Origin of the sequence: Acetivibrio ethanolgignens (genome assembly GCF_001461035.1) — a bacterium.
Taxonomy (GTDB): Bacteria; Bacillota; Clostridia; order Lachnospirales; family Lachnospiraceae; genus Velocimicrobium; species Velocimicrobium ethanolgignens.
Genome location: NZ_LNAM01000178.1, coordinates 1 through 21,799 on the forward strand (window position 1 = coordinate 1; position 21,799 = coordinate 21,799).

At 37.5% G+C, this 21,799-nt stretch carries 32 protein-coding genes; 31 read left to right on the plus strand and 1 reads right to left on the minus strand.

Features of this window, described 5'->3' with window-relative positions; all coding sequences use genetic code 11:
* Positions 1-129 precede the first annotated feature (129 nt).
* Entirely contained in the window at positions 130-2,937 is a 2,808-nt protein-coding gene (locus ASU35_RS19750; RefSeq protein ID WP_207644136.1) for a DUF5704 domain-containing protein, read from the plus strand.
* Positions 2,938-2,973: 36 nt separating this feature from the next.
* On the opposite strand, the gene ASU35_RS19365 is transcribed toward ASU35_RS19750, so the two are convergent.
* Positions 2,974-3,141: a hypothetical protein gene (locus ASU35_RS19365; RefSeq protein ID WP_156059431.1), complete on the minus strand. Its 168-nt coding sequence runs from the start codon at positions 3,139-3,141 to the stop codon at positions 2,974-2,976.
* 71 nt (positions 3,142-3,212) lie between these two features.
* Here ASU35_RS19365 and ASU35_RS13290 point away from each other — a divergent pair, with 71 nt between their 5' ends.
* The 30 genes from ASU35_RS13290 to ASU35_RS13420 form a co-directional block, all read left to right on the plus strand.
* Positions 3,213-3,602, plus strand: a complete 390-nt coding sequence (locus ASU35_RS13290; protein WP_058353486.1) for a hypothetical protein — start codon at positions 3,213-3,215, stop codon at positions 3,600-3,602.
* A gap of 192 nt (positions 3,603-3,794) precedes the next feature.
* A complete protein-coding gene (locus tag ASU35_RS13295) occupies positions 3,795-4,319 on the plus strand; it encodes a helix-turn-helix domain-containing protein (RefSeq protein ID WP_058353487.1) in 525 nt (174 codons plus the stop codon).
* Positions 4,320-4,338: 19 nt separating this feature from the next.
* Positions 4,339-5,028, plus strand: coding sequence for a DUF6036 family nucleotidyltransferase (locus ASU35_RS13300; RefSeq protein ID WP_147525451.1), 690 nt, complete (start codon positions 4,339-4,341; stop codon positions 5,026-5,028).
* Positions 5,029-5,060: 32 nt separating this feature from the next.
* Positions 5,061-5,423, plus strand: coding sequence for a hypothetical protein (locus ASU35_RS13305; RefSeq protein WP_058353489.1), 363 nt, complete (start codon positions 5,061-5,063; stop codon positions 5,421-5,423).
* A 17-nt stretch (positions 5,424-5,440) separates the two neighbouring features.
* Positions 5,441-5,614, plus strand: a complete 174-nt coding sequence (locus tag ASU35_RS19370; RefSeq protein ID WP_156059435.1) for a hypothetical protein — start codon at positions 5,441-5,443, stop codon at positions 5,612-5,614.
* Positions 5,615-5,673: 59 nt separating this feature from the next.
* Positions 5,674-6,063 (plus strand): nucleotidyltransferase domain-containing protein, encoded by a 390-nt coding sequence (locus ASU35_RS13310; RefSeq protein WP_058353490.1) that lies wholly within the window; start codon positions 5,674-5,676, stop codon positions 6,061-6,063.
* A gap of 102 nt (positions 6,064-6,165) precedes the next feature.
* Entirely contained in the window at positions 6,166-6,336 is a 171-nt protein-coding gene (locus tag ASU35_RS19375; protein ID WP_156059439.1) for a hypothetical protein, read from the plus strand.
* The gene (locus ASU35_RS20775; protein ID WP_083504310.1) at positions 6,299-6,454 is read left to right on the plus strand and encodes a nucleotidyltransferase domain-containing protein; all 156 of its coding nucleotides are present in this window, start codon (positions 6,299-6,301) and stop codon (positions 6,452-6,454) included. The genes ASU35_RS19375 and ASU35_RS20775 overlap by 38 nt, the downstream gene beginning before the upstream one ends.
* Before the next feature lie 31 nt (positions 6,455-6,485).
* Entirely contained in the window at positions 6,486-6,911 is a 426-nt protein-coding gene (locus ASU35_RS13315; protein WP_058353491.1) for a HEPN domain-containing protein, read from the plus strand.
* A 31-nt stretch (positions 6,912-6,942) separates the two neighbouring features.
* Positions 6,943-8,361, plus strand: a complete 1,419-nt coding sequence (locus tag ASU35_RS13320; RefSeq protein ID WP_058353492.1) for an AAA family ATPase — start codon at positions 6,943-6,945, stop codon at positions 8,359-8,361.
* Positions 8,362-8,381: 20 nt separating this feature from the next.
* Positions 8,382-8,732, plus strand: a complete 351-nt coding sequence (locus ASU35_RS13325) for a hypothetical protein (RefSeq protein WP_058353493.1) — start codon at positions 8,382-8,384, stop codon at positions 8,730-8,732.
* Positions 8,729-9,514: a hypothetical protein gene (locus ASU35_RS13330; RefSeq protein ID WP_058353494.1), complete on the plus strand. Its 786-nt coding sequence runs from the start codon at positions 8,729-8,731 to the stop codon at positions 9,512-9,514. The genes ASU35_RS13325 and ASU35_RS13330 overlap by 4 nt, the downstream gene beginning before the upstream one ends.
* Positions 9,515-9,538: 24 nt before the next feature.
* A complete protein-coding gene (locus tag ASU35_RS13335; protein WP_058353495.1) occupies positions 9,539-9,865 on the plus strand; it encodes a hypothetical protein in 327 nt (108 codons plus the stop codon).
* Positions 9,852-10,658, plus strand: coding sequence for a HipA domain-containing protein (locus ASU35_RS13340; protein WP_058353496.1), 807 nt, complete (start codon positions 9,852-9,854; stop codon positions 10,656-10,658). Before ASU35_RS13335 ends, ASU35_RS13340 begins: the two co-directional genes overlap by 14 nt.
* A gap of 144 nt (positions 10,659-10,802) precedes the next feature.
* Positions 10,803-11,201: an NrdR family transcriptional regulator gene (locus tag ASU35_RS13345; protein WP_058353497.1), complete on the plus strand. Its 399-nt coding sequence runs from the start codon at positions 10,803-10,805 to the stop codon at positions 11,199-11,201.
* A 17-nt stretch (positions 11,202-11,218) separates the two neighbouring features.
* On the plus strand, positions 11,219-11,839 hold the full coding sequence (locus tag ASU35_RS13350; protein ID WP_058353498.1) for a hypothetical protein: 621 nt from the start codon (positions 11,219-11,221) through the stop codon (positions 11,837-11,839).
* Positions 11,840-12,079 carry a hypothetical protein gene (locus tag ASU35_RS13355; protein WP_058353499.1) on the plus strand — a complete coding sequence of 80 codons (240 nt, stop codon included), beginning with the start codon at positions 11,840-11,842 and terminating at the stop codon, positions 12,077-12,079.
* A 12-nt stretch (positions 12,080-12,091) separates the two neighbouring features.
* Entirely contained in the window at positions 12,092-12,373 is a 282-nt protein-coding gene (locus ASU35_RS13360; protein WP_058353500.1) for a hypothetical protein, read from the plus strand.
* Positions 12,367-13,359: a hypothetical protein gene (locus ASU35_RS13365; protein WP_058353501.1), complete on the plus strand. Its 993-nt coding sequence runs from the start codon at positions 12,367-12,369 to the stop codon at positions 13,357-13,359. The genes ASU35_RS13360 and ASU35_RS13365 overlap by 7 nt, the downstream gene beginning before the upstream one ends.
* Positions 13,360-13,413: 54 nt before the next feature.
* Positions 13,414-14,061 (plus strand): hypothetical protein, encoded by a 648-nt coding sequence (locus ASU35_RS13370; protein ID WP_058353502.1) that lies wholly within the window; start codon positions 13,414-13,416, stop codon positions 14,059-14,061.
* Between the two features lie 6 nt (positions 14,062-14,067).
* Positions 14,068-14,391, plus strand: coding sequence for a hypothetical protein (locus ASU35_RS13375; protein ID WP_058353503.1), 324 nt, complete (start codon positions 14,068-14,070; stop codon positions 14,389-14,391).
* A gap of 54 nt (positions 14,392-14,445) precedes the next feature.
* Entirely contained in the window at positions 14,446-16,764 is a 2,319-nt protein-coding gene (locus ASU35_RS13380) for a transglycosylase domain-containing protein (RefSeq protein WP_147525452.1), read from the plus strand.
* A gap of 20 nt (positions 16,765-16,784) precedes the next feature.
* A complete protein-coding gene (locus ASU35_RS13385; protein ID WP_058353505.1) occupies positions 16,785-17,195 on the plus strand; it encodes a hypothetical protein in 411 nt (136 codons plus the stop codon).
* On the plus strand, positions 17,183-17,770 hold the full coding sequence (locus ASU35_RS13390; RefSeq protein WP_058353506.1) for a hypothetical protein: 588 nt from the start codon (positions 17,183-17,185) through the stop codon (positions 17,768-17,770). Before ASU35_RS13385 ends, ASU35_RS13390 begins: the two co-directional genes overlap by 13 nt.
* Positions 17,742-18,977 (plus strand): NAD-dependent DNA ligase, encoded by a 1,236-nt coding sequence (locus tag ASU35_RS13395; RefSeq protein ID WP_058353507.1) that lies wholly within the window; start codon positions 17,742-17,744, stop codon positions 18,975-18,977. The genes ASU35_RS13390 and ASU35_RS13395 overlap by 29 nt, the downstream gene beginning before the upstream one ends.
* Complete coding sequence (locus ASU35_RS13400; protein WP_058353508.1) at positions 18,970-19,173, plus strand: hypothetical protein; 204 nt, start codon at positions 18,970-18,972, stop codon at positions 19,171-19,173. The genes ASU35_RS13395 and ASU35_RS13400 overlap by 8 nt, the downstream gene beginning before the upstream one ends.
* A 12-nt stretch (positions 19,174-19,185) precedes the next feature.
* Positions 19,186-20,556: a hypothetical protein gene (locus ASU35_RS13405; RefSeq protein ID WP_147525453.1), complete on the plus strand. Its 1,371-nt coding sequence runs from the start codon at positions 19,186-19,188 to the stop codon at positions 20,554-20,556.
* 83 nt (positions 20,557-20,639) lie between these two features.
* Positions 20,640-20,903 (plus strand): hypothetical protein, encoded by a 264-nt coding sequence (locus ASU35_RS13410; protein ID WP_058353510.1) that lies wholly within the window; start codon positions 20,640-20,642, stop codon positions 20,901-20,903.
* A gap of 13 nt (positions 20,904-20,916) precedes the next feature.
* Positions 20,917-21,255 carry a hypothetical protein gene (locus ASU35_RS13415; protein ID WP_058353511.1) on the plus strand — a complete coding sequence of 113 codons (339 nt, stop codon included), beginning with the start codon at positions 20,917-20,919 and terminating at the stop codon, positions 21,253-21,255.
* Positions 21,256-21,416: 161 nt separating this feature from the next.
* Positions 21,417-21,799: hypothetical protein (locus tag ASU35_RS13420; RefSeq protein ID WP_147525454.1), on the plus strand; the 383-nt coding region annotated here is incomplete at its 3' end.

Here is a 21,799-nt window from a genome sequence, read left to right on the forward strand (position 1 = left end):
TTTTACTACGATACTGCCAGATGGAAATACTACAAATCACTGGTAGAGTCTACGAAGTATACAGTACCAAAGGACAGCTCTATTACAATAACAGTAAGGTATGCTGCCAGAGTTCCATACGTGCAGCTGATGTACGCAGCTACAAAAAGCGAAAACGAAGAGATTAGTTACACGCTGACTGACAGTCGTTTAGGTACAACAGATGAGCGTTACTGCCCTGGTGAAACTGTGACTGTTAATTTTCCAACGAGAGCAGCAGACGGTACGGCTTACACTTACGGCTACGGAAGTTCAGGTAGTGTCGCGGGTTACGGAGGAGCAACCGATAATGGATGGACAATAAGTAGCCTGCCAATTGCTAGCACCGACGCCTCTGCTAGAACGAAACTAACACTGGTATGCCCGGAGGAGCCTTTATACGCTGTAGGTGTTTACGGTGAAATTGAGATACCAAAAGTAGACCCGACACCACCGGACCCTATAGTAGTAACTCCTCCAGCACCTAACTACATAGATTCTAATTACCCATCATTACAGTGGAATCATCATAGCGGTGGTGTGCATGTGAAGGATAGTCAAGATTCCACAGCAGGTTCTACAGCAATTAATCAGAACTTTAATTGTGAGATAAGAACAGATACCACGCTTTCAGACAGTTTCGATACAGAGCAAGGTATCCCATCTAGTGAGTACGAGTCAATTCAAGCTAATGTAGAGACTTACCAGACGTGTGGTCAGATACGGCAGCATGATATTAAGGCTTGGTACTACGTTACAGTAAGCAAGTTGTACTACTGGTACACTACAGAGTCATACACTACTAAAAATGATAAGGGCGAGGAAGTAGTTCATTACTATCAGCAGTACCATGACCAGACAGTTAGCAGAACATACAAGATTTACAGATACATTACTTACTGGACTACAGATTGGTTTTACGTATGGCATCCAAAGGATTTAACTGTATGGAATGGTTCATTCCCAGACCCGTTATACATTACGATGGATGCTTACAAAAATCCTGGTGAAGTATCAAAAGTAGTTAGTAAATCTGTAGGCGAGTTTGTTCATGCTACGTACGACCCTAATGTTTACCTAGGTGCAGAGCAAGGTTACCCACCAGCTGATGTTAACTGGGAAGATGTTGCTGAGAAACATGTAGGATCTTTAAAAGCACAGAATGACCAGACAACTTTCTGGAATGATAAAGGTAAAAAGGAAGTTATACTACAGGATGGTTTAACAACTGCACCACAAGCACCAATTAAACCTTCCGAGCCTGGTATGACACCAGACTACGTTTACTACAAGAGCGGTATTCAAATCCCACCGGAAAGACTTAATGATGATTACAGTTCTAAAGCAGCTGTACACTACGAGTTGTCTTCTTCAGCTGGTACAGCAAATGATTGCTGCGAGCCTGCAACTGATATGAATTACGGTATTCCTACGAATAATGTAATAGTTCATACTCCGGTGGTAAACGGGTTTGCTATTAAGAAGGACAATACTTACGTGCAGATGGTATTACCTACCTTAGACAAACAGATAGTGCTAGACACTAAGTTTACAATAGATATTCCGGAGGTCGGGTATCATCTTGATATACCAGCATACGGGTACAAGAATTACTCTAAGTACGTAGAGCGTTGGGAAGTACAGTTCCCTATTGATGTTTACTCAGTTGACGGTTCTGTGTTTTACCCGAAGAATACTTGGTTTGAAGTAGATAGCGGAGAAACCGAGTTCTTGGCAGCAGCTTGGAATGATGAAGTTCCTGGAACATTCAAGTCTAGAACAATCGCTATCAACTGTTTACCAAATGGAAAGATACTGGAGCAGGAGGATAGTTATAATGCAAGCAGAGATAACTACGTTGCCAGAAACTACGATGTAGCCGAGATTAGTGGTAGGGTGTACGGATTGAATATTTTCGATGTTAGTGATTACCCTATATGGCAGTCCGTGTTTAGGGTTAAGAATACCTATGCTAAATCAGGTACAGTGTACAAGTCTGGTTTAGCTAATCAAAACGGAGTTATTAATCCTATTAACAAAGCCAGCAAGACATTCCCAATGGTAAATGGTGACCATCCTGAGTACCCAAATGAAGGAGTACTTAGACCTGGTTACAATGTTCGATTCCAGTTAACTACAGTTGGAGATATGGCAGATGGAGATGATTACGTAAGAATTGTTCCTAAGTTCTACTATATTAATAAGAAAACTGGAGTCCGACAAGAGGTAGATGTTTACTACGATGAAACCATTAACGGGGTGTACCAGCGGCTGGTGCAGATAGGAAGTCCACTTGATTTGACTAATAAGAAGTCTTCTAATATACGGGATGATGTTTATTATATCAGCAATACCGTACTTAGTGAGACTGCGAAGATGCTTGGTTACAAGTCTATTAGTAACTGGACAGCGGATTCCAAGAATGTGTTTACATTTGGAAATATTATGATTCCAGCATCAATGCGTACATTTTATGGTACATGGCATGCTACACTAACGCCGGACAGTCCTGTGACTGGAAAGAAATTGGTACTTCCGAATGGTGTTGCTTACAGAGAGAAATCCGAGAGTGTACAACAATGGTGGTGTAGTTATTATCTACCTGCCAGTATTCATGTAGTACCAAAAGGATACGACGTTAGAACACCAGCAACAACTGTTGGTATTGACTACAAGGAGGATTTTTGGTTAAAAGACGGGTATCTTATGCTTAACTTTGATATTTACACATTAAATGGTGGTAAACCAAGGTTAAGATACGGTGAAACCAATAACTGTGATATGTGGCAGATGGAGAAAAAGCTTGGTCAAAAGAGAGATAGTAGCGGTAAGGTAATTAGTTTCCAAGAAGGAGACTTCGTACTATTCGACTTAGACCGTACAGCATTAGATGATTACACTAGTGGAGGAACACACTAGTAATACAGAAGGTAGGGTTAACAGCCCTACCTTTGTTTATAGAATTTCGTCTTTACTTGGTAGCTTAAACTCGAATGCTTTTTGTGCATTAGTAGGCTCCTGAGTTGACATTAAAAGTGTTTGAAGAAGCTGGTTAGTTTCAGTAAGAGAATAAGTGAGAGCTTCAATGCTATTTTTCAGGCTAATAAGTTCTTCACTGTACATTGGTAACACCTCCTATGTTTGCTTTACTGTAGTATAACATAAAAACAATAAAAAAGAAAGAAGGAATAAAAATGTTTAGAATTGTTGCATTTGTTGCTGATGATAGTAACAAATTTGATTCGGTTTCCGGCATTTTAGCCACATTGAATAGGGACAGAATTGAGAAAGTTGTGTATTTGCCAAAAAGTATTTTAGAACCCTTAGCAAAGCAAGGCTTAATTAGTGTGATTGGTTGGGATTGGGAAAAAAGTTGTTATAAACTTGAGCCTCAAAGTCAGTTTATGATGTATGCAAGTAGAACAGCTAAAGATAAGGTAGCAAATGCCACCACCTTAGATGATTTAATGAAGTGTGTTCGTACAGTGAGTAGTAAACAACTTGAAGGTTTTCTTGATTATAAAGCACTGATTACACTTGATAATGGAAATTTGTGTATTTTTAAACAAGATACAATTCTATAAGATTATTTAATTCACGGAAGGTAGGGTTAACAGCCCTACCTTTTGTTTTAAACAAAATACTGTTAAATAGGAGAGTAATGTGGTATACTTACTACATAGTAAAACTCCTATCAGTAGCTATGCTCATTAATAGCGTTAATTTGCACTTGATAATTGTATCTCAATGGGATATAATGAAATAGAGGTGATATTATGACTGTAAAAGAATTAAGAAGAAAAACTGGATTATCACAGCATAAATTTGCAGATGTAGTTGGAGTTCCATTAAGTAGTATACAACATTGGGAACAGGGTTATCGTACCCCACCACGCTATGTGCTTGAGTTAATGGAAAAGGTATTAAGATATGAAGGACAACTGAAATACACAGCTCAAGATTTTGAACTTTTCAAAAGTAATACATGCCATAGACTAAAAAATAGAGGAGATATCTCATTTTTAAGTGAACTTCTGCAGTCCACTGAAATTGAAGACAGGTGGGCATTAGGTAGGAAAGAGGAAGCTCTCTATTTATTAGCAATGTCGGATTATTTGTCTCAAAAGATTGGAGTTTCACTGTGTTCAAAGTATGACACATATAGAGTGTATAAATTAAATCCTGTAATTTATCCACTGTCTGTAAGGGTAATGGGGGTGGAGGACAATCTGCCATTTACCCCAATTAAAGAATTTTTAAATTATGGTATAATAGAGGGTGATGTATACGATGTATGCTGAATTTCTGACTAAAGAGGAAATGGAATATAATTTACGGGACTTAAGCAGAGAGTTAAAAAATGAGTTTGGTAGAAAGGCGAATTTTGAGCTTATTATTGTTGGCGGTGCCGCAATTGCTCTAAGGTATGGTTTCAGAGAAACAACACAGGATATAGATGCTATATTATCTGCAGGTGCAAGTTCCATAAAAGATGCAGTGCGACGAGTTTCTGATAAAAATAAAATAGATCCAAATTGGCTTAATTCAGATTTTGTAAAGACAAGATCGTATTCTAAAGCATTAATTGAACACAGTAAATTCTATAAGACTTATAATCAAGTTTTACAGGTTAGAATTATTGAAGATGCTTTCTTAGTAGCAATGAAGTTGAAGTCTTTTCGTGTGTACAAGAATGATATGTCTGATATTGTTGGGGTTATTCAAGAGAGTCCTAATATTTCAATTGATAAAATAAAAGATGCCTGCTTAAAGCTGTATGGTAGCACAGCTGAGATTAGTGACGCAGCCTGGTCCTTCGTTAGTGACGTTATTTCTGGGAAAATAGATTATTGTAATGTAAAAGATGAAGAAGTTGGTAATAGAGAATTATTACTCGAGTTTGAAAAGGATTATGATAAAGTTTTACATGAAGGTAATCTAAATGATGTGTTAGAACAACTTAAGAAGAAAAGAACTAATCTTACCATTATGGACTCATTCAAACAGTAATCATTGGAATGTGGTACAACGAAGGTGTGAATATGCAACATATTCGGTTTATATTCTTAGATAAGGATATTGATAAGATAAAGCTTGAAGAAATGAACACTGGAATTTTGGAATTTCTTACATTACTGTTTCAGGACAAATTAGATAACAAGAAGATGGAAAGGTATGTGAAGGTTTGTACACCTAATTTAAGGAAGGATGTGGAAGGTATGACAGCTCATAGAAGAGAACTCTTAGAAGAAAGAGAAGAAGGAAGAGAAGAAGGTATTGCAGTAGGAAAGGCAAAAAGTAAAGCAGAGATTGCAAAGCGTATGTTTGATAAAGGGTTTACTTTAGAAGTTATCAGTGAAATCACAGGTATTTCCATAGAGGAATTAAAACTCTTACAGAAATAAAGGTGGTAGATAAAAGTATGACAGCTCATAGAAGAGAACTCTTAGAAGAAAGAGAAGAAGGTATTGCAGTAGGAAGAGAAGAAGGAAAAACAGAGATTGTAAGACATATGCTCGATAAAGGCTTTACTTTAGAAGTTATCAGCGAAATCACAGGTATTTCTATAGATGAATTAAAACTCTTACAGAAATAGAAGGTGATGTATACTGAACCACTATTGTAAATGCAGGAAATGCTAAACAGGAGGTCACTATGAAGTATATTGATTACACATGGGAACAAGAGCGAGATAAAAGGTATTACTTCCCCGTAGTAGCAGAGAATGATGTAGTCCCTATGAGTTATATTCATCCACTACAGCAGGCCAGTGTTAACAAGATAAACAATGCTTTAAGAAATGATGATAGGGTATGTGCAGTAGTGTTGTTTGGAAGTTCAGTCAATTTAAGGTGTAATATTCATAGCGATTTAGACTTGGTGATTCGACTTAATGAACGGTATGTTAATAGAGAAACTAAAAATGAGATATCTGAGATTGTACAGGAGTGTTGTAATTGGAATGCTGATATATTGTGGTATGATATGTTGCAGACAAATGAACGTGTTTACAAGGAAGTTTTAAAAGGAGTTCAGATAGTATGAGTAAATTACTAAGACGAGCAAAAGTAAAACGAATTAATGCAAGTATTTCCAACCAAAAAGCTAGATAAGTAGAATTCTTGCTGAACCTCAGGAGGAAAATCAATGGCAGAGTGGAATAATGTTTTAAAGGAAAATGATTTCCAGTACTTAAATGTTACCAAGATATTCCCAACACAGCAAAGGGATGTTGCAACCATTCTGAATAATTGGTCAAAGAATACAACAGTGAAAAAAGGTGGTTGTATTTGGCAGCAGTGTAACATCAGCGTGTAACCCTTGGAGTGATATTGATATTTACGTTGAGTTAGACAAGGATGAAGTTATAAGGGCACCAAAAGTAGGTGTTCCTGTTGATGTGTTTACTAACTTTGAAGTAGACACTAGACTTTAAAATGAAATTGAAAGGACCGGTGTAGTGGTGTATGAAAGATGAAACTTTACTGGACATAGCAGCGTATAACTACAGAAGTGCTTTAAAGAATTACAGGATTGTAACAGGAGATGAACGGGAATTAAATACAGTGGGTTACCTACTACAACAATCTGTAGAATTATGTATAAAGTATAACCTAGAAGTCAATTGGATTAAGTATGCTAGCAGTCATATAATTGAGGATTTGCTAGATGAAGCTGAAGGATGCGTGGTGTTTACTGAAGAGTTTTATAATTTTGCACCTGCTCTTACAAGATGGGAAGCTATAAGCAGATGTATAAAGAATTACAAGGTGCATCAGAAACAGATAGAACAAGCGTTTCCATTGGTTAAACAATTTTTGGTGAGTAATGGTGTGGAATCACAGGATCTTGTTTACAGTCATGTGAGTGTACGTGATATTTCAGCTTTCTAGACAGGAAAGAAAAGTGATGGGAGGTGGTATAATGAGTAAAGAAACTATAGGGTTTGAGTTTAAAAGAGATTTTTATTATGAGCTTAAAAATGTTGTAGCCAAGACGAATATAATCTTTTTACTTGGCCCCCGAAAGTGTGGTAAAACGGTAGCCTTGTTACAACTAAATCAAAGTACTGACAAAGCTGAGTATCATAATTTTAAAATATTATCTAAAGAAGAAAGTATGGAGGTATTTGACTCCATTAAATCTGCAATGAAAGAAAATTTACAGAGAGTGTTCTTACTGGATGAAATTACCTATGCTCATTTACCAGAACAAGAAATTAATGAGCTCGCAATTCAGTTGTCAGAAAGACCGTGTCATAATACAAAAGTTGTATTTACCGGCAGTCAATCAGTTGCATTAGAAGCATGGGCGAATAGGGCTTTCTGTGGAAATGCATCATTTGTTCGTGTTGATTTTTTGAGGTATAGCGAATGGCTCTCTTACAAAGGTATAGCTGAGTCCACAGAAGATAGTTACAATAGATTTTTGTATGAAGTAGATGAGTTTTATGGTTTTGTTTCTATTGAGGATTATTTGAGAGGTTGTCTGGAAGAAACAGTAATTTCAAATCAAAAGACAAGCAACTGTATCCTGGGAAATGAAAGTTTTCTCCTAGATACAAATACACTTCTGGATGTGTGCTACGCTACCTTGTTTACCTTGCATAATCATGTAAACAGTCATGGGTTTGCTAAAAAAGATAAGATAAGTGATACCATCGGTTTTTATTTTAGAGAAGTATGCAGACAGCTAGGTGCAGATGAAGTTGGAAATAGAATAGCCAATTCCTTCGTTGGAAGATACAATGATTTCAGGACCAAGGATTTAGAGACGTTAAAACAGGCATTTTTATTTTTGTATAGAGCTGGTTTAATTACAATTACGCCAGTATCAGGTAGTTTTGAGAGTGTACCTAATATTTATATGGATTTGATGTCAAGTGATTCTAAGATTAATTATAAGGATGAACTTTTTAGAAGTTACAATGTTTGTATACGATATCCGATGTTTTACATTGGAATATTAAAAGATATTTTAAAGGAGAATCTACCTGAAAGGCTTCCCACAGCACTGCTTGGTAGTATAGTTGAGTGCAACGTACGAGGAATTCTTCCAGAGAAAGGCTCTTTTGAGTTTAAAGATGAATATGGACATGAAGTGGATTATGTTAATCTACTTAATAGCATAGCTTTAGAAATTACAGTATCAAACAAAAGATCAAATGAGCTGAATTTCCAATTTCTCCACGAAGATTATTTGTGCATTGCACTCACTAGAGATTTTTATGAGATAAAAGGTAATAAGCAGTATTTGCCATACCATAGATTTATTAGGAGTGTTACGGATAATAATCAGGCTGCAAGATTAAGAACTTTAAACAAAGAGATGTTAATATTTTAAATAATAAAGAGGCAATCAGTATGGAAGGAGTAGTATTTTGTTGTGATGTTTATCACAGATACGCAAAAACAGGTAGACTTGAAATAGTTAATGGTAAGTTAATAAAGAACGAGGTGTATACGAGTAATGTTATGCTGCACCCATTTCCTAAATCTACAACTTTTTTCGATGTTACAAGCAGCTTGGAAGAAAGAGTTATTCCTCCGTGTAGGTGGACTGCGGATGTTGCAAACTATCTCGGGTTACAGGAGTATAATGTTTACGATATTCTCCGGAAAACTCATGGTGTGTTGGATAAAGATTTCTTATGGTTTAAGTTCGATGATGACCCCACAGATTTAACTTGGGATGATGTGAAGGTGAGAGGATGATTGAAAACGAGTATACTTTACAAGATAACTACAGAGCCCTAAATAGTGCAACAAGTGAAGGAACTCAAATAAAGTTCAAGATGGGGAATGAGTACTTTAAGATTGATAAAGTAGGCCATGAAGGTTTAGTTGAATACTTAGTTACATTACTACTTGAGCACTCCACGATTACACCAGATAGGTATGCACATTATAGTATGTGTAAAATCAATGGTAATAATGGATGTAAGTCTTTAAGTTTTCTTGCAGATGATGAGGAGTTTGTAGCTGTGCATTCTCTGTATAAGAAAGTCACTGGTAAAGTCACACTCGCTAATGATTTAAGTGTGCTACAGAATGCAGAAGACAGATTGAAGTTACTACTAGATACTGTAGCTGTAGTCGGCGTTAACCCAAATGAATTTAAAGAGTATGTGAGTACTGTTATGCAGCTCGATATGCTAATTGAGAATCCTGATAGGCATCATCATAATTACGGGGTTGTTTATAATCATAACACTGGAGCACTCAAGCCTGCACCTATTTTTGATAATGGTCAGGCATTACACACAAGCAATCAAGATAGTTACTGTGGAGCAACAATAAGTGGTTCTTTTGAGGAACAGGTTACCACATTCGGATTTCCTATCACTCCAAAATTTAGAATAGATTATGATGGTGTAATGGAAGCTGTAAAAGATTTAATGGGGTACAGTGAAACAAAGTTTATGCTTAGTCAGTTAGAACGATACAAAAGCATGTTTAAAGGTAATAGAATTCAAATTTTAAATGCATTCATATAATAAACAGAAGGCGGTAATGGTACTATGTTCAGAGCAAATTATATGTATAGAGATGAAGTAAGCACGGAAATTGTTGCAGATTTTGACAAACGAAAAGTTGAAATTAAAAATCATACTGATAATTTACTTAAGCGTGCTTTCGGGATTAACGAGACACCAACATTTGATAATTTCCTGGAATTTTTAGAGGATAGATGTTTTCCAAGAACGCGAGATAAGCTGTATATACATCTTTATGAATTAGGACTTGATAGCTATGACCCACTTCAGATAGTTATTAGAACAAAAGGTCGTGTTGAAGGTGATTTTATGTGGCTTGATATTTTGGAGGTGCAAGATGAACAGCTCTAAGGGTAATCAATTTAAAATAAAACGCAGAGGCAGTTGGTACAAGGCGGATTTCTTGGGATATGAAGGATTGTCTGAGTATGCAGCTACATTAGTATTAGAGCACTCTAATTTTCAGGAGTTTGCAAAGTATACACTTGCCAGATTTGGTTGTAAAGGTAAAGTTTATAGAGGTTGCGTTTCGAAAGATTTCCTTGGCAGCGATGAATACTTAGTCACGTTGGCAAGACTTTTAAATCAAGTGAATGGTGTTCCTGCTAAAATAACATTGGACAGATTATCTTTAAAAGATAAGATACTGTATACTGTAGATTTTGTTGAGCGTACTTTAGGGATAGAGAATTATGGAAAGTATTTAACAAAAATGCTAGAGTTCGATAGCTTAATACTGAATGATGATAGACATTTGAATAATATATGGTTTATTTGCAATGAAGTAAATGGGTATCGTGCATGGATGTTTGATAATGGTGCTGGGTTCTTGTCTGACACTAGAGAAATGTATTACCCTTTGGATGAAGAAATTTTGGCTTGTGCAAGCAAAGTGGAATCGAAACCGTTTAGTTCAACATTTTCAAAACAAGTAGATATGTGTAGAGAGTTGTACGGGCAGCAGTTAAAGATTGATTCGTCATTTAACATGTATGATGCATTGGACAGTGCACGAGGAGGTAGTTATTCAGACAGATGCATTAATCGAGTATGTGCTGTATTTGATTTTGTGAGGAGTAAAAATAGGGATATGTTCACGGTTCTCACAAATACGAAGGTCTTAGATGCATTTGGAAGTAAATAGTTACAGTAGTACACAAGGAGAGACTAGTGAAAGCTGGTCCCTCCTTTTTAAAGTTTATGACTTGTAAAGTGTGGCTAAACCTATAGATTACCTTGTCTACTTTTATAAGTAAGTAGAAGATTGAAGATAGAGGAGGTAGTCGATGTGTTAGTTGTAAATCAAGAAGGTACAGTGGTAGTTGACACTACTGGTGCACAATTTAAGGTGATTCACTCAGGTAATCCAAAACAACAGTACCAGATTGTGTATAGCTGTGGAGGAAACAGGTCAGAAACGGTAATGGGTAGTTATTATGATAGTGAAGATGCACAGAATGCCTTGCTTAGTACATTACAGTTAAAAGGAAGTATGGTTCGGTTTCCGGAGGCATACAAGCATGAGCAGAGTATTGATGTTGGTGAGCCAGGGGAGATGTGCCCTGTGTGCGGTGGTGACAGCACTGTTTATGATACAAGATACGATGCAGGAAGTGGAAGAAGAGTTCGTCGTAGGATATGTTCCGAGTGTCATAATCGATGGAAAACCGTAGAAATTATTGTTTAAGAGGGTTGGAGGAAGTTATGCAAGATAAGTATGATAGATTACTTACATTCAATAGCACAAATGATAATACTACACTAAAGAAAGTATGGCAGGATTTAAACTGCGAGACCATAAAGATTAGTGTACTTGATCCTAAAGAGAAAGAGATGTGCGAAAGAGTTATACGTAAGATTGGTAAACAGGTGTGGATAGCTGTAACAATAGCTGAGTATGCTGAACTAAAACATAAGCTTGTAACAGAATTAAATTTAGTGAAGACGTATGTGTTACCGGACGTAATAGTTTGGAAGGGTGATAACTACACATTTGAAGAGCAGGATAATACTACGTTGGTGTACAAAGGGAACCGTATTACAACTCTTTACTCTAAGGCTGTTATGGCTGTTATTGAAAATGAGCCCGGATTTAGAGTAGGTGATGTTGTAGAGAATGAGTTTAAGGATAAGTTTGTAGTGAACGGGATTAGTTGTATGGAGTCACCGTTTTATGATTACTGTTGTACAATTACTCTCCAACCAGTTAAATTAGATTGCACAGGTACTGTTGTCCCAAAAGGCAGTATTAGTTATGAGATGTTAAGCGAGCCTGAGCAGCTATTGCAATTTACAGGCAATCGAGTGCAGGAAGGAGTAAACTAAATGCAAGAACGAGTTGTAGAGATTGTTACTAAAATGGCTGGATGGTTTGGAGTTGACCCTGTAGTATTCGGTTTACTTCTAATAGTTATGGTTGTAGGTGGTATAGTGCAGAAGATTACAAAGAGTATTGCGAAGGTTGTAGTTGTAGCCGTAGTTGTAGGTTTGGTGTATATTGTTGTGATGAAAAATGGTTTACCTGCAGGACTCACTGAGTTTTTGCACGGTGCATTTGTAGAGTAAAGGAGTAGGCAGATGGAAGTTATTAGTAAATCACTTGAAGATGCTATTTATGCGTTTCCTGTACGAAAGTACAATGGGGATGTACTGCAGTGCAGTCAAGAGTTTGTTAGTGAGTACGGTGGGAAATTGTCGTATATGCTAAGCGGTAGTGTCATGCATTACTTTGTAGAAATCGGTAGCTTTATGATAGTTTCTTTTGAGTTGCCGGCTCGTGTGTTTGACTCTGTTGCTGAATACGCTGCATGCTTAGATAAGTACTGCAACAGAAGTGATAGGAGGGTTTTAGAATGTTAAAAACTTTAATAGTGGTGTACTTGTGTGTGCTGGCTGTTGGCTTACCCATCTTTCTGCTACTGCAGAAAAAGTCTGGTAGTAAATTGGGTAAGTCTACAGATTTACGCCCTACAGATAAAAGTGTTGTTAAACGGCGGAGAACAAAAATGGTTCCTATTGAAATAGAGAATCCAGACAATTCAACTAGCAAAGTACAATTACGAAAACAACGTGTTATTACTGCTCGCGGACTTGAGGAAGAAGATGTAGATAAGTCGACAGTGGAGCTAACGAGTAAGTCTCCTGTGGTATACATTGACGATGATACAAGCACTATCGAGTTAATTGACAGTATTACAGATGATGAAGAAGACGATGACGCTGAGCTTGTTATAGGTAATATTTTTGCGCCGGAATACACTGAAGAAGAACAATACGTAGATGAAGAACAGGATATAGATTTGGGGTTGATAGACGAGTTAGAACCTGAAATCAATGAAAAGGCAACTGAGCCTAAGTGCGAGGTAAAAGTTGCTTCTGGTATTGCACTGCTCAAGCGATTAAATCAGCTTAAAAAGTATCTGCTAACACTTGCATGGGCGGGCACTACTGAGGAAATTGGTGTAAATTACTTGGATGATAAAGTACCTAAACTTACAGTTGTTAACGGTGCCGTGCAGTTACGACCATACAGAGTTTATGTAAATGGCCATTTAAAGAAGTGGGATCGCCGTGCAGAAATTCGTGCAGTTGAAGGTGATAGCGTTGAGATTGAGTTCGGTGTATCCTTTAGTATTCCGGAAGGTTACCGTGCTGTACTAGAGCCTATAGAAGAACTGGCAGAAAAGTATGCATTACATTTTCCATTACATGAATTTGTTGTGGAGCCGATAACCCATAGCACTCCGCTGTGCTTAAAATTAAAAGCTCTGGATACAGCGTATGTATCAGCGTCTGGCGTTCTGTTTAATATGACACTGCAAGAGTACAGTCCAACAACTAGTTGACACGGTAATTGCAGGATAGTATAATGAAGAAAGTATTTTCAGGAGGTAAGTAAAATGACTTTAGATATAGAGTCCTTTGGTAAAAAGACAAGAGGTAAGGTACTTGCATGTACAGCAAGTAATGAGTTTATTAATGCAAGTGACTTACAGATGTTTATGAACTTTAGGCAGGAGGTTTTTAAAGATTTTTCGAATAATCCAGCTGATTACGCTGCATGTATTGCCGAGGAAAGTATTAACACCAGAAAAATGATTAGTATTTTCAACAAGAAGATAGTTGATGACCCTAGGGTTAAGAATGATGATTTCCTAGCGTTGTCGAAAGCAGCTATTGACCTCTTGAATTCCTTTAGAATTGAAGTGAAAGATGGAGCTGTTTACTTGGTGTTCTCCAAGGAAGTTAAGTGCGATGTGTACTTAAATAAAGCAAGAGGATTTCACACTTCACTAACAGGCGTGGTATTTGCAGCAGGCTCTGAGTTTCAGGTCACTAATCTATTTGGTGCATACGGTGGAGAGCATTGGTCAGTTTCTTTAAAAACAAATGATTGCTGGATAGCAATTGGACCTGAACCAGATACCACTGGTGTCAAAGGTGATGGTACTATGAAAGTTTACGAGCTGATTAACAGACGTATTGTAAAGGCTGATGTAAGTGATGTTGAGCAATACAATGCAGCTTTAGATGTGTACAAGGGGTGATTTACTTTGGCTAAGTATGTTGAAGGTAAAGATTGCTCAGAGTATGCTGAAGATTGGATTGCACAGAATAACCGAGGAACTTTAATTACTTTTCACGGTGTGAGGAATGGTAAGAGAGGCAGCGTGTTTAGAACACCATTCTTCGGTAGAGACGAAGCATGTTTTTATCATACTGTAGTGCAAACTGATGATTTAAAAGTAATAGATGTGACAAACAGTTCAAAAGAAGTTTGGGGTAGTATTCGGGAGTACAAAGAATTTTTAAAGAAGTACAATGGTGATGGTACAGATTTTGCTGTGTATTATGGGTACAAGCCAATAGGGATTTAGGGACAGGAAACTGTCCCCTTTTTGTTGCCAATTTTTAAAGATTGGGGTACGAAGATGAAGATAATTAGATATGGATGGAAGTGTTTAGCCGCAGTGCTTAGGGGAATTTACCTTGCACTGCGGTTTTTTGTACTTACTGTACTGACTGTAGTTATAGTTGTAGCGGCATGTTTGGTGTACAAGTATTATCCAGAAATTAAGGTGTACTGGGATGACGCTGTTGAACTGGTAAGTGAAAGTACAGCTGAAGATTTCGTTGGTACAGGTAAAGGTATGGTTTATGCGGCTGATGGTACTGTTATCGCTGAGTTAAAATCAGACCAGAATTGTGAGTATGTGCAGTGGGATGATATTCCTCAAGAAGTAAAAGATGCTATTGTTGCAATAGAGGATAGAAGATTTTACAGTCACCATGGCGTTGATTGGTTGTCAACTGCCAAAGCAGCGATTCTGCTTGTGAAAAATAAAGGAGAAATAACACGTGGTGGTAGTACTATTACGCAGCAGCTAGCAAGAAATGTTTACTTGACTTTTGAGCAGAGCTACGAACGTAAGATAAAAGAGATGTTTGTGGCTCTGCAGTTAGAGAAGAAATACAGTAAAAATCAGATACTTGAGTTTTACTTAAATAATATTAATTACGGTAATTCGTTGTATGGGATACAGTCTGCATCATTAGGTTACTATGGCAAGGAGTGCAAGGATTTAACTTTAGATGAGGTCGTTACGTTGTGTGCTATTCCTAATAATCCAACGTATTATAATCCTATTAGTAACCCTAAAAATACTGCTTCAAGAAGAAATGTTATTTTGAAGGAAATGCTTAACAATGAAATGATTACAGATGCAGAATACGAGAAAGCAAGCAACACTGCTATTAAAGTAAAAGCACAGACGAAAAAGCTTTACAATTACGAGGCTAGTTACGCAATAGATTGTGCAGTTAGAGAGGTTATGAAGTCGCAGGGATTTAACTTTCTGTACAGCTTTAGCAGTGATGAAGGATATAGCAAATACAGGGAGGTATACAATAGTACTTACGAATCTGCTAAGAAAACATTGATTCGTAAGGGGTACAAGGTATACACAACCATAGATTTGAAGAAGCAAAAAGTAGCACAGAAGGCTTTGGATGAAGTACTAACTAATTTTAAAGAAAAGAAAGATGGTATTTACAGTATGCAAGGTGCTGTAACTGTTGTTGATAACAACACAGGTAAGGTAGTTGCTGTAGTTGGTGGCAGAACGCAGAATACTGGCACTTACACTTTAAACCGTGCATTTCAGAGTTACAGACAACCGGGAAGTTCAATCAAACCATTAGCGGTGTATACTAAGGCTCTTGAACTTGGGTACGAGCCAGAGAGTATTGTTGAGGATAAAAAGATAGCAGACGGTCCAAGTAATTCAGGTGGTAGTTATGCGGGGAGGATACGTCTAGAGCAGGCTGTGTGGCAGAGTAAGAATAGTGTTGCCTGGCAGCTGTTTACGCAAATGGGATGCAAGAAAAGTTTAGAAAAATTGCAGAGTATGCATTTTGCGAGAATTGTTCCAAGTGATTACTACCCACCAGCAGCATTAGGCGGATTGACTTACGGAAGCACAACAGTTGAAATGGCGAGTGGGTACGCTGCTTTAGTAAATGACGGTACTTGGAGAGAGCCAACCTGCATTGATAAGATTACAACAAACGGTGGGGTAACTTTAATTACAACACAGGAAACAGAACAGGTTTACACAAAAGACGCAAGTCGTAAGATGGTTCAGATACTTGAAGGTGTGGCTAAATATGGTACTGCTAGAGCATTGAAATTAGATAGCAGTATTCCGGTTATGTGCAAGACAGGAACTACAAATGAACAAAGGAGTGCTTGGTTTTGCGGAAGTACACCTAGCTACGCTGTAGCGGTTTATGTCGGGTACGATGATAATAGAAAGACTTCTGTGTTGTGGGGTAGTACCTACCCACTGCAGGTTTGGCAGAGTGTGCAGGAAGGTATTAACAAGAAGAACCAGCCAGCATTTAAAGCTCCACAAAAGAAAGAGTTGCCAGCAGAGGCTGAAGAGGATAAGGGAGTAACACAGGATACGGTTAAACCAATAATTGAGAAGCCGAAGTCTACGAAGACACCTGAGCATAAGCCTACAAAGACTTCGGAACCGACAGAGACAGAAGTACCGGAACCTGCAGAGACAGAAACACCCGTAGAGACAGAAACACCTGAGCCAGAGATGCCGGAAGTTCCAATTGAACCAGTAGAGACAGAAATACCAGAGCCTGAGCTTCCATCAGTAGAGCCAGACACACCAGAACCAGATGTGCCTGCGGAGTCTACAATACCGGAAGAACCAAGTGAGAACATTGAAAATTAAATATTGAGCGAGGTGAGGTTATGCTGACCATAACAGTCAAGGGGAATAAGCGTGGAGTACAATCCTTTGAACGTGAGATAAAACGGGAATTTCCTACAGCTGAAGTTGCAGCCCCAGAGAGCTATTTTATTGCAGATTACAATGGCGTAGTTGAGGTTGAGTGTAACCTACCTGCAGCGTATTATGAGATTTCAAAGCTGGAATCCAAACGTTGGTTGTATTTTAGCTTTATTGTTAGGAATGCTAAAGCTGTGTTCAAGAAAGAATCAGGCGAGTTTAAATTTCATTCGCAATTAAACAACAGTCCGCAGGGACAACGAATGAAACCTGTAGCAATGACAGCTTTCAAAGTGGATGAAGAAGATGATGATACACTAGGAGAGTATGACGATTTAGAATTGTGGGAGGAACGGCAGAAATGCAAAACTTAATAAGAAAATACGTAAAGTCGTTAAGAGTTGGAGCAGTTATTGATAGTAGACATTTTAGTGGGTGTATACAGGCTGATGTGTACAATGTTATGTTAAGTGACCTAAGGTTTGCATCACTGTGTTGTGTGTACAATGATACAGATGTATTCGGTAGTAATGGTACACCAATGACAGGCTTAACTTTGACAGAAAAGCTTAGGCTGTGTACACGTTTCTTTGATACAAAAGAAGAGTTTATGAGTAAGAAGTACACAGCTGCAGATGCTTTAAATGCATTAAGTGCATTCGAAAGTATAGTGGTGTATGACAGTTTAACTGGCATACAGTATAAGGATTTAGAAATAACAGATGTACATAAATTTTTGTCTCCAGTTATAGGGGTGACTATTGGTGTTGCATTTAGGAACGAGCCTTTTGTTACATTTTTGTGTACACCATCTCAGAAAGCAGATTTAGTACTAAATTGTGATAAAGAGACTCTTAAGGATTTCAAAGACTTGTTAAAATTGGCAGGTATTCAAGACGCTATAGGGAGGATAAGTTGCAATGACGTTAAACGAATTGCTCAATTCTGAGCGAATGTGTGATGTGTACCGGTTAGCAAGGTATATGTATCGTATAGGAGAACCTATAATTGAAGATGTTGTGTATGACCGACTAGAAGCATGGCTTAAGAGCAGCGAGGAAGGTAGTTCAGTCTCTGAGTTCTTTACAAGAACTTATGATGATGATCCTGTGCCAGAAGATTTACTTGCAGAGGTAGGTATTAGACCGGTATATGCGGTACCTACACAGGGTAGGCAAGAGCTGTATAGATACCTTAATGAGGACAAGTCTAAATCAATTAAGGCAATTACTGAAATGAAAGATGCGTATCCCTTTTTCCAGTTTCTTCGAGAACAACATTTGGATTTTATTGCTTCTTTAAAGACAGATGGAGTTAATACTAAGATGCTGTACCTTGATGATAAGTTTAGGTTGTCACTTAGTAGAGGGCGAAATGGTGATAGTTTTGATTACACCGATAATTCTGCAAAGGTAATGCCTCAAAGCTTGAATTTTGGAAAACCGGAGTTACGGATTTGGGGAGAGAGTTATGTGGAAGACAGTGCAAAACAATACTTGCAGCAAAAATACAATAAACCGTATGCTACTGCAAAATCTTCAGCTATTTCTATGCTACGAGTGCCTCATGAATTAGTTGATTACAAGTACTTGCACACTTTAGTATTCTCTGCGCCAGGTCTAGCAAAAACACAACATGAAACCTTTGAGATACTACGGAATGCAGGGTTAACTACTGTGCCATACTTATGGTTGAGGTGGAATGATATTCCGGAGAGTTATGAAGAGTTTAAACTTTGGATAGCTGAGATTCTTGATATGATACATCAGAAAGGTGAGGGTATTCCAAGCGATGGTGTAGTTATTGAGGTAGATGACCTTAGTTACGAGCCGGATGTTCATGGGCAGTATTTAAGTACTCAAATTGCTTTGAAATTTTCACATTGGAGCTTTCAGTTTTACTCTGGTGTGATTACTGATATACATGTGACACAACGTAGAGTGTATCAGGCTGTTACTGTGTCGATTGAGCCTATGTACACAAAAGATGGATGTGCTGCTAGGGTTATTAATGTATTTAATCCAGCACAATTAATTAATAATGGATTAAATGTGGGCTCCAGGGTGTATTTTGAGAAAAACAGTGGTGCAGTTAATATTATGTTACATGGTGAGAAACTTGCAAGGTTGCTGGAAGGAGATGAGGTTGATGACTAAAATAAAAGTGAATGTTAATAATAGCACGTTAACCTTTAGAGAGTTAACTAATTTGCCAGGATTTTACACTAGAGTTTCCACAGACGAGTGCTTTACTGAGAAAAGTACCACAAATACATTTTCAGAAAGCACTATTGATGCTGCCAATGTAACAGGTGATAATACAAAAATAATAGATGCATTTGGAGGTGTTTAGGTGGTTTGCTTTTTGCTTACAAAAGCAGGAGTTTACAATGTAGATTACCTGGCTAAAATGGATACTTTGGAACGAAGCGGAACTATTACGGGAGCTTTGCTAAAAATTAGTTCAGTAATTAATAATCTGAATTATGATAAAGTCAATAAGAATCGGTATGCAGTGCTTGTAGTTGCAGCTATCTTACTTGTACTTACTAAGTTGTTTGCAGAGTATGTATTTCCAGTAGTTTTGGTTTGTGTTACAGTGGCTAGCTGGTACTGTGCAAAGCAAAGTTATAATATTTATATTTTGTTACTTTTGCAGGATGCTATAAAAGATAGTATGGATACTCGTGCTAATGAGTTTGATGATAAGGTAGCCAAGGCATACGAAGAACGTAGAAGTGAAATAGAGGCTGAGTACACAGAAAGAATGGAAGATATTCGGAATCGTATTAGTGAAGCCCAGTCTGATATTGACCAGTGCTCTATTGAAGCAAAGTCTAGTTTTCAATTCGATGATGGAAGTGTTAAACAGGAGCATGCTATAGCTATTGAGCATTGTAATGCTGAAATGTCAAGACTTGAGAGCAGTATTCAGGAGAAAGCGGATGCTATAAATGCACTGTCTAATAAATACCGGGAAAAGAAATCTTTACTGGAAGAAGCATTAGGAGGTATTCAAGAAAAGTTTTTACCTAAGGATAGTATTGGTGATAAGTTTTTACTGGATAGAGAGTTTCTGTTTGATGTGAGAGACAATAAGCCTGTTATGTTTAATTACCCTAAGGAAAGTTGCTTGTTCCTGTATTCAGAGATTGAGGATGCTATTTCTTTTATTAGATTAATAGTTTCACAGGTTAGAGCGAGGCTTAGTCCGGCAGCGTATAATATTGTTGTTTATGATAAAATTCGTTCTGGCATTGATTTTGTAACTTTTGTCTCTAACCCAAGTGAGTGTGAAAACACCCTAGTTACTAGTATGAATAATCTGTGTAATGTGTGTGCATCTGAAGATTCATACAAGGAAGCAGTAGATGAATTAGCGGACGAGTTGAATTACAGAAAGGTCAATATTATGCGTGAGCACGAAGATATTGATGAACATAATAAGTTCATGCTTAGTATCGACTCCTTAACTGATACATACAGGTTTGTTTTCGTTATTGCTCCTGATGTAAATATTTTTCAGAAAGATGAAATTAAGCAACTAACTAAAGTAGGTGCTGCCTGTGGGTTGTATATGAATTTCTTAATTGACAAGGAAGTGTTCTATTACGGTGGAGAGACTTCCGAGGAGATTATTAATGTTGTCGGTAAACAGTATCTGCTAACGAAAGAGCAAGTTTTTGAGCGTGCTAAAGACTTTATGCTTGAAAATCATATTGCAAAAAAGGAATGATCACTTTAGTAATAACGACCTTGAATATTCATAATTTTTGTTATAAAAAAGTGTAAAATGAAATACAGAAAGGAGATAGAAGCATGGCTGATATTTATGATGTTGAGGTAACCAGCAAACTCCAGGGGGTAGTTGAGATGTTTGAATCTGAACTGTTTTCTACTATGAGAGCTGGTGTTAACAATTGTTTGGAGTACGGACAGTCCACCGGTTCTGCTAAATTAGTTGCTGCTGCTGAAGCTGGTATTGAGGGAACAGAGCAGATGATTAGTGTTTTCACAGAACTGTGTGACAATGCTCGCAAGTATATTGACATTGTTAACAAGACAGATCAGGCTTTTAATTAGGAGGTAGAGAATAATGGCATTAACATTAAGTACCGAGCAGTTGCTCGAAATTCAGGAGCAGTTGGTTACTGCCGTTAATGGAAAAGTTATTGATTCCGTTAACGAATTGGCAAGAGTAGTTGTTGCTCATGCAGATGACAACCCTATGATGAATACTCTTGTTGAATCTTGTAAGAAGATTCAGAGTAATTACAATGATAATTACAAACCAAGTATCGACAAGTTAGTTAGTACCTACATCGATGTAGCAGATCTTACTGAGGCTTTAAAGAAGAAGCAGGCTGAGATGGAAGTACAGCAGAAGGATACTAGCTTCCAGTTTTCAGGAATCGATACTTCAGCTGTACTTTAAGGTGCAGATTAAGAATAGTGGGAAAGGTGCAAAAAACGCCTTTCCCGCTTTGCGGTTTTTGGTGACAGTAATTACTAAAAAATGAGATGTATGTGCACCGTAGTGTACCAAAAAGATGTTTATAAGAAATAAAAAAGACTTAAACAGATGGAGGTAATTAAATGTTTTATTTTACAAGAAAAGCATACAGCAACGGTGGAAATAATGATATTGCTTTCTGCCTTGTTGCATACAAACTGAACGAAGACAGTAAAGTTGTAACATTGCGTAATGCTTTAGAAACTTCTAACATTGCAGAATTGCAAAATATTGGATGCAGTTTTAAAGTTGTATTACTTCCAGGCTCAAAAAGCTTGGATATGGTGTTTAATGAAGTACCAGATGATGTTCAGGTTGATTTAGTAGATGATGTACGTGAGTTTGTTGATAGTACTAATGCAGGTGGCAATTACAATTTAAGTGTTGATACTCTTCGACAGATGATAGGTGTCAAACCGCAGATTATCTCGGGCGATTTCCGCAGATTATTTCAGACGGAAACACC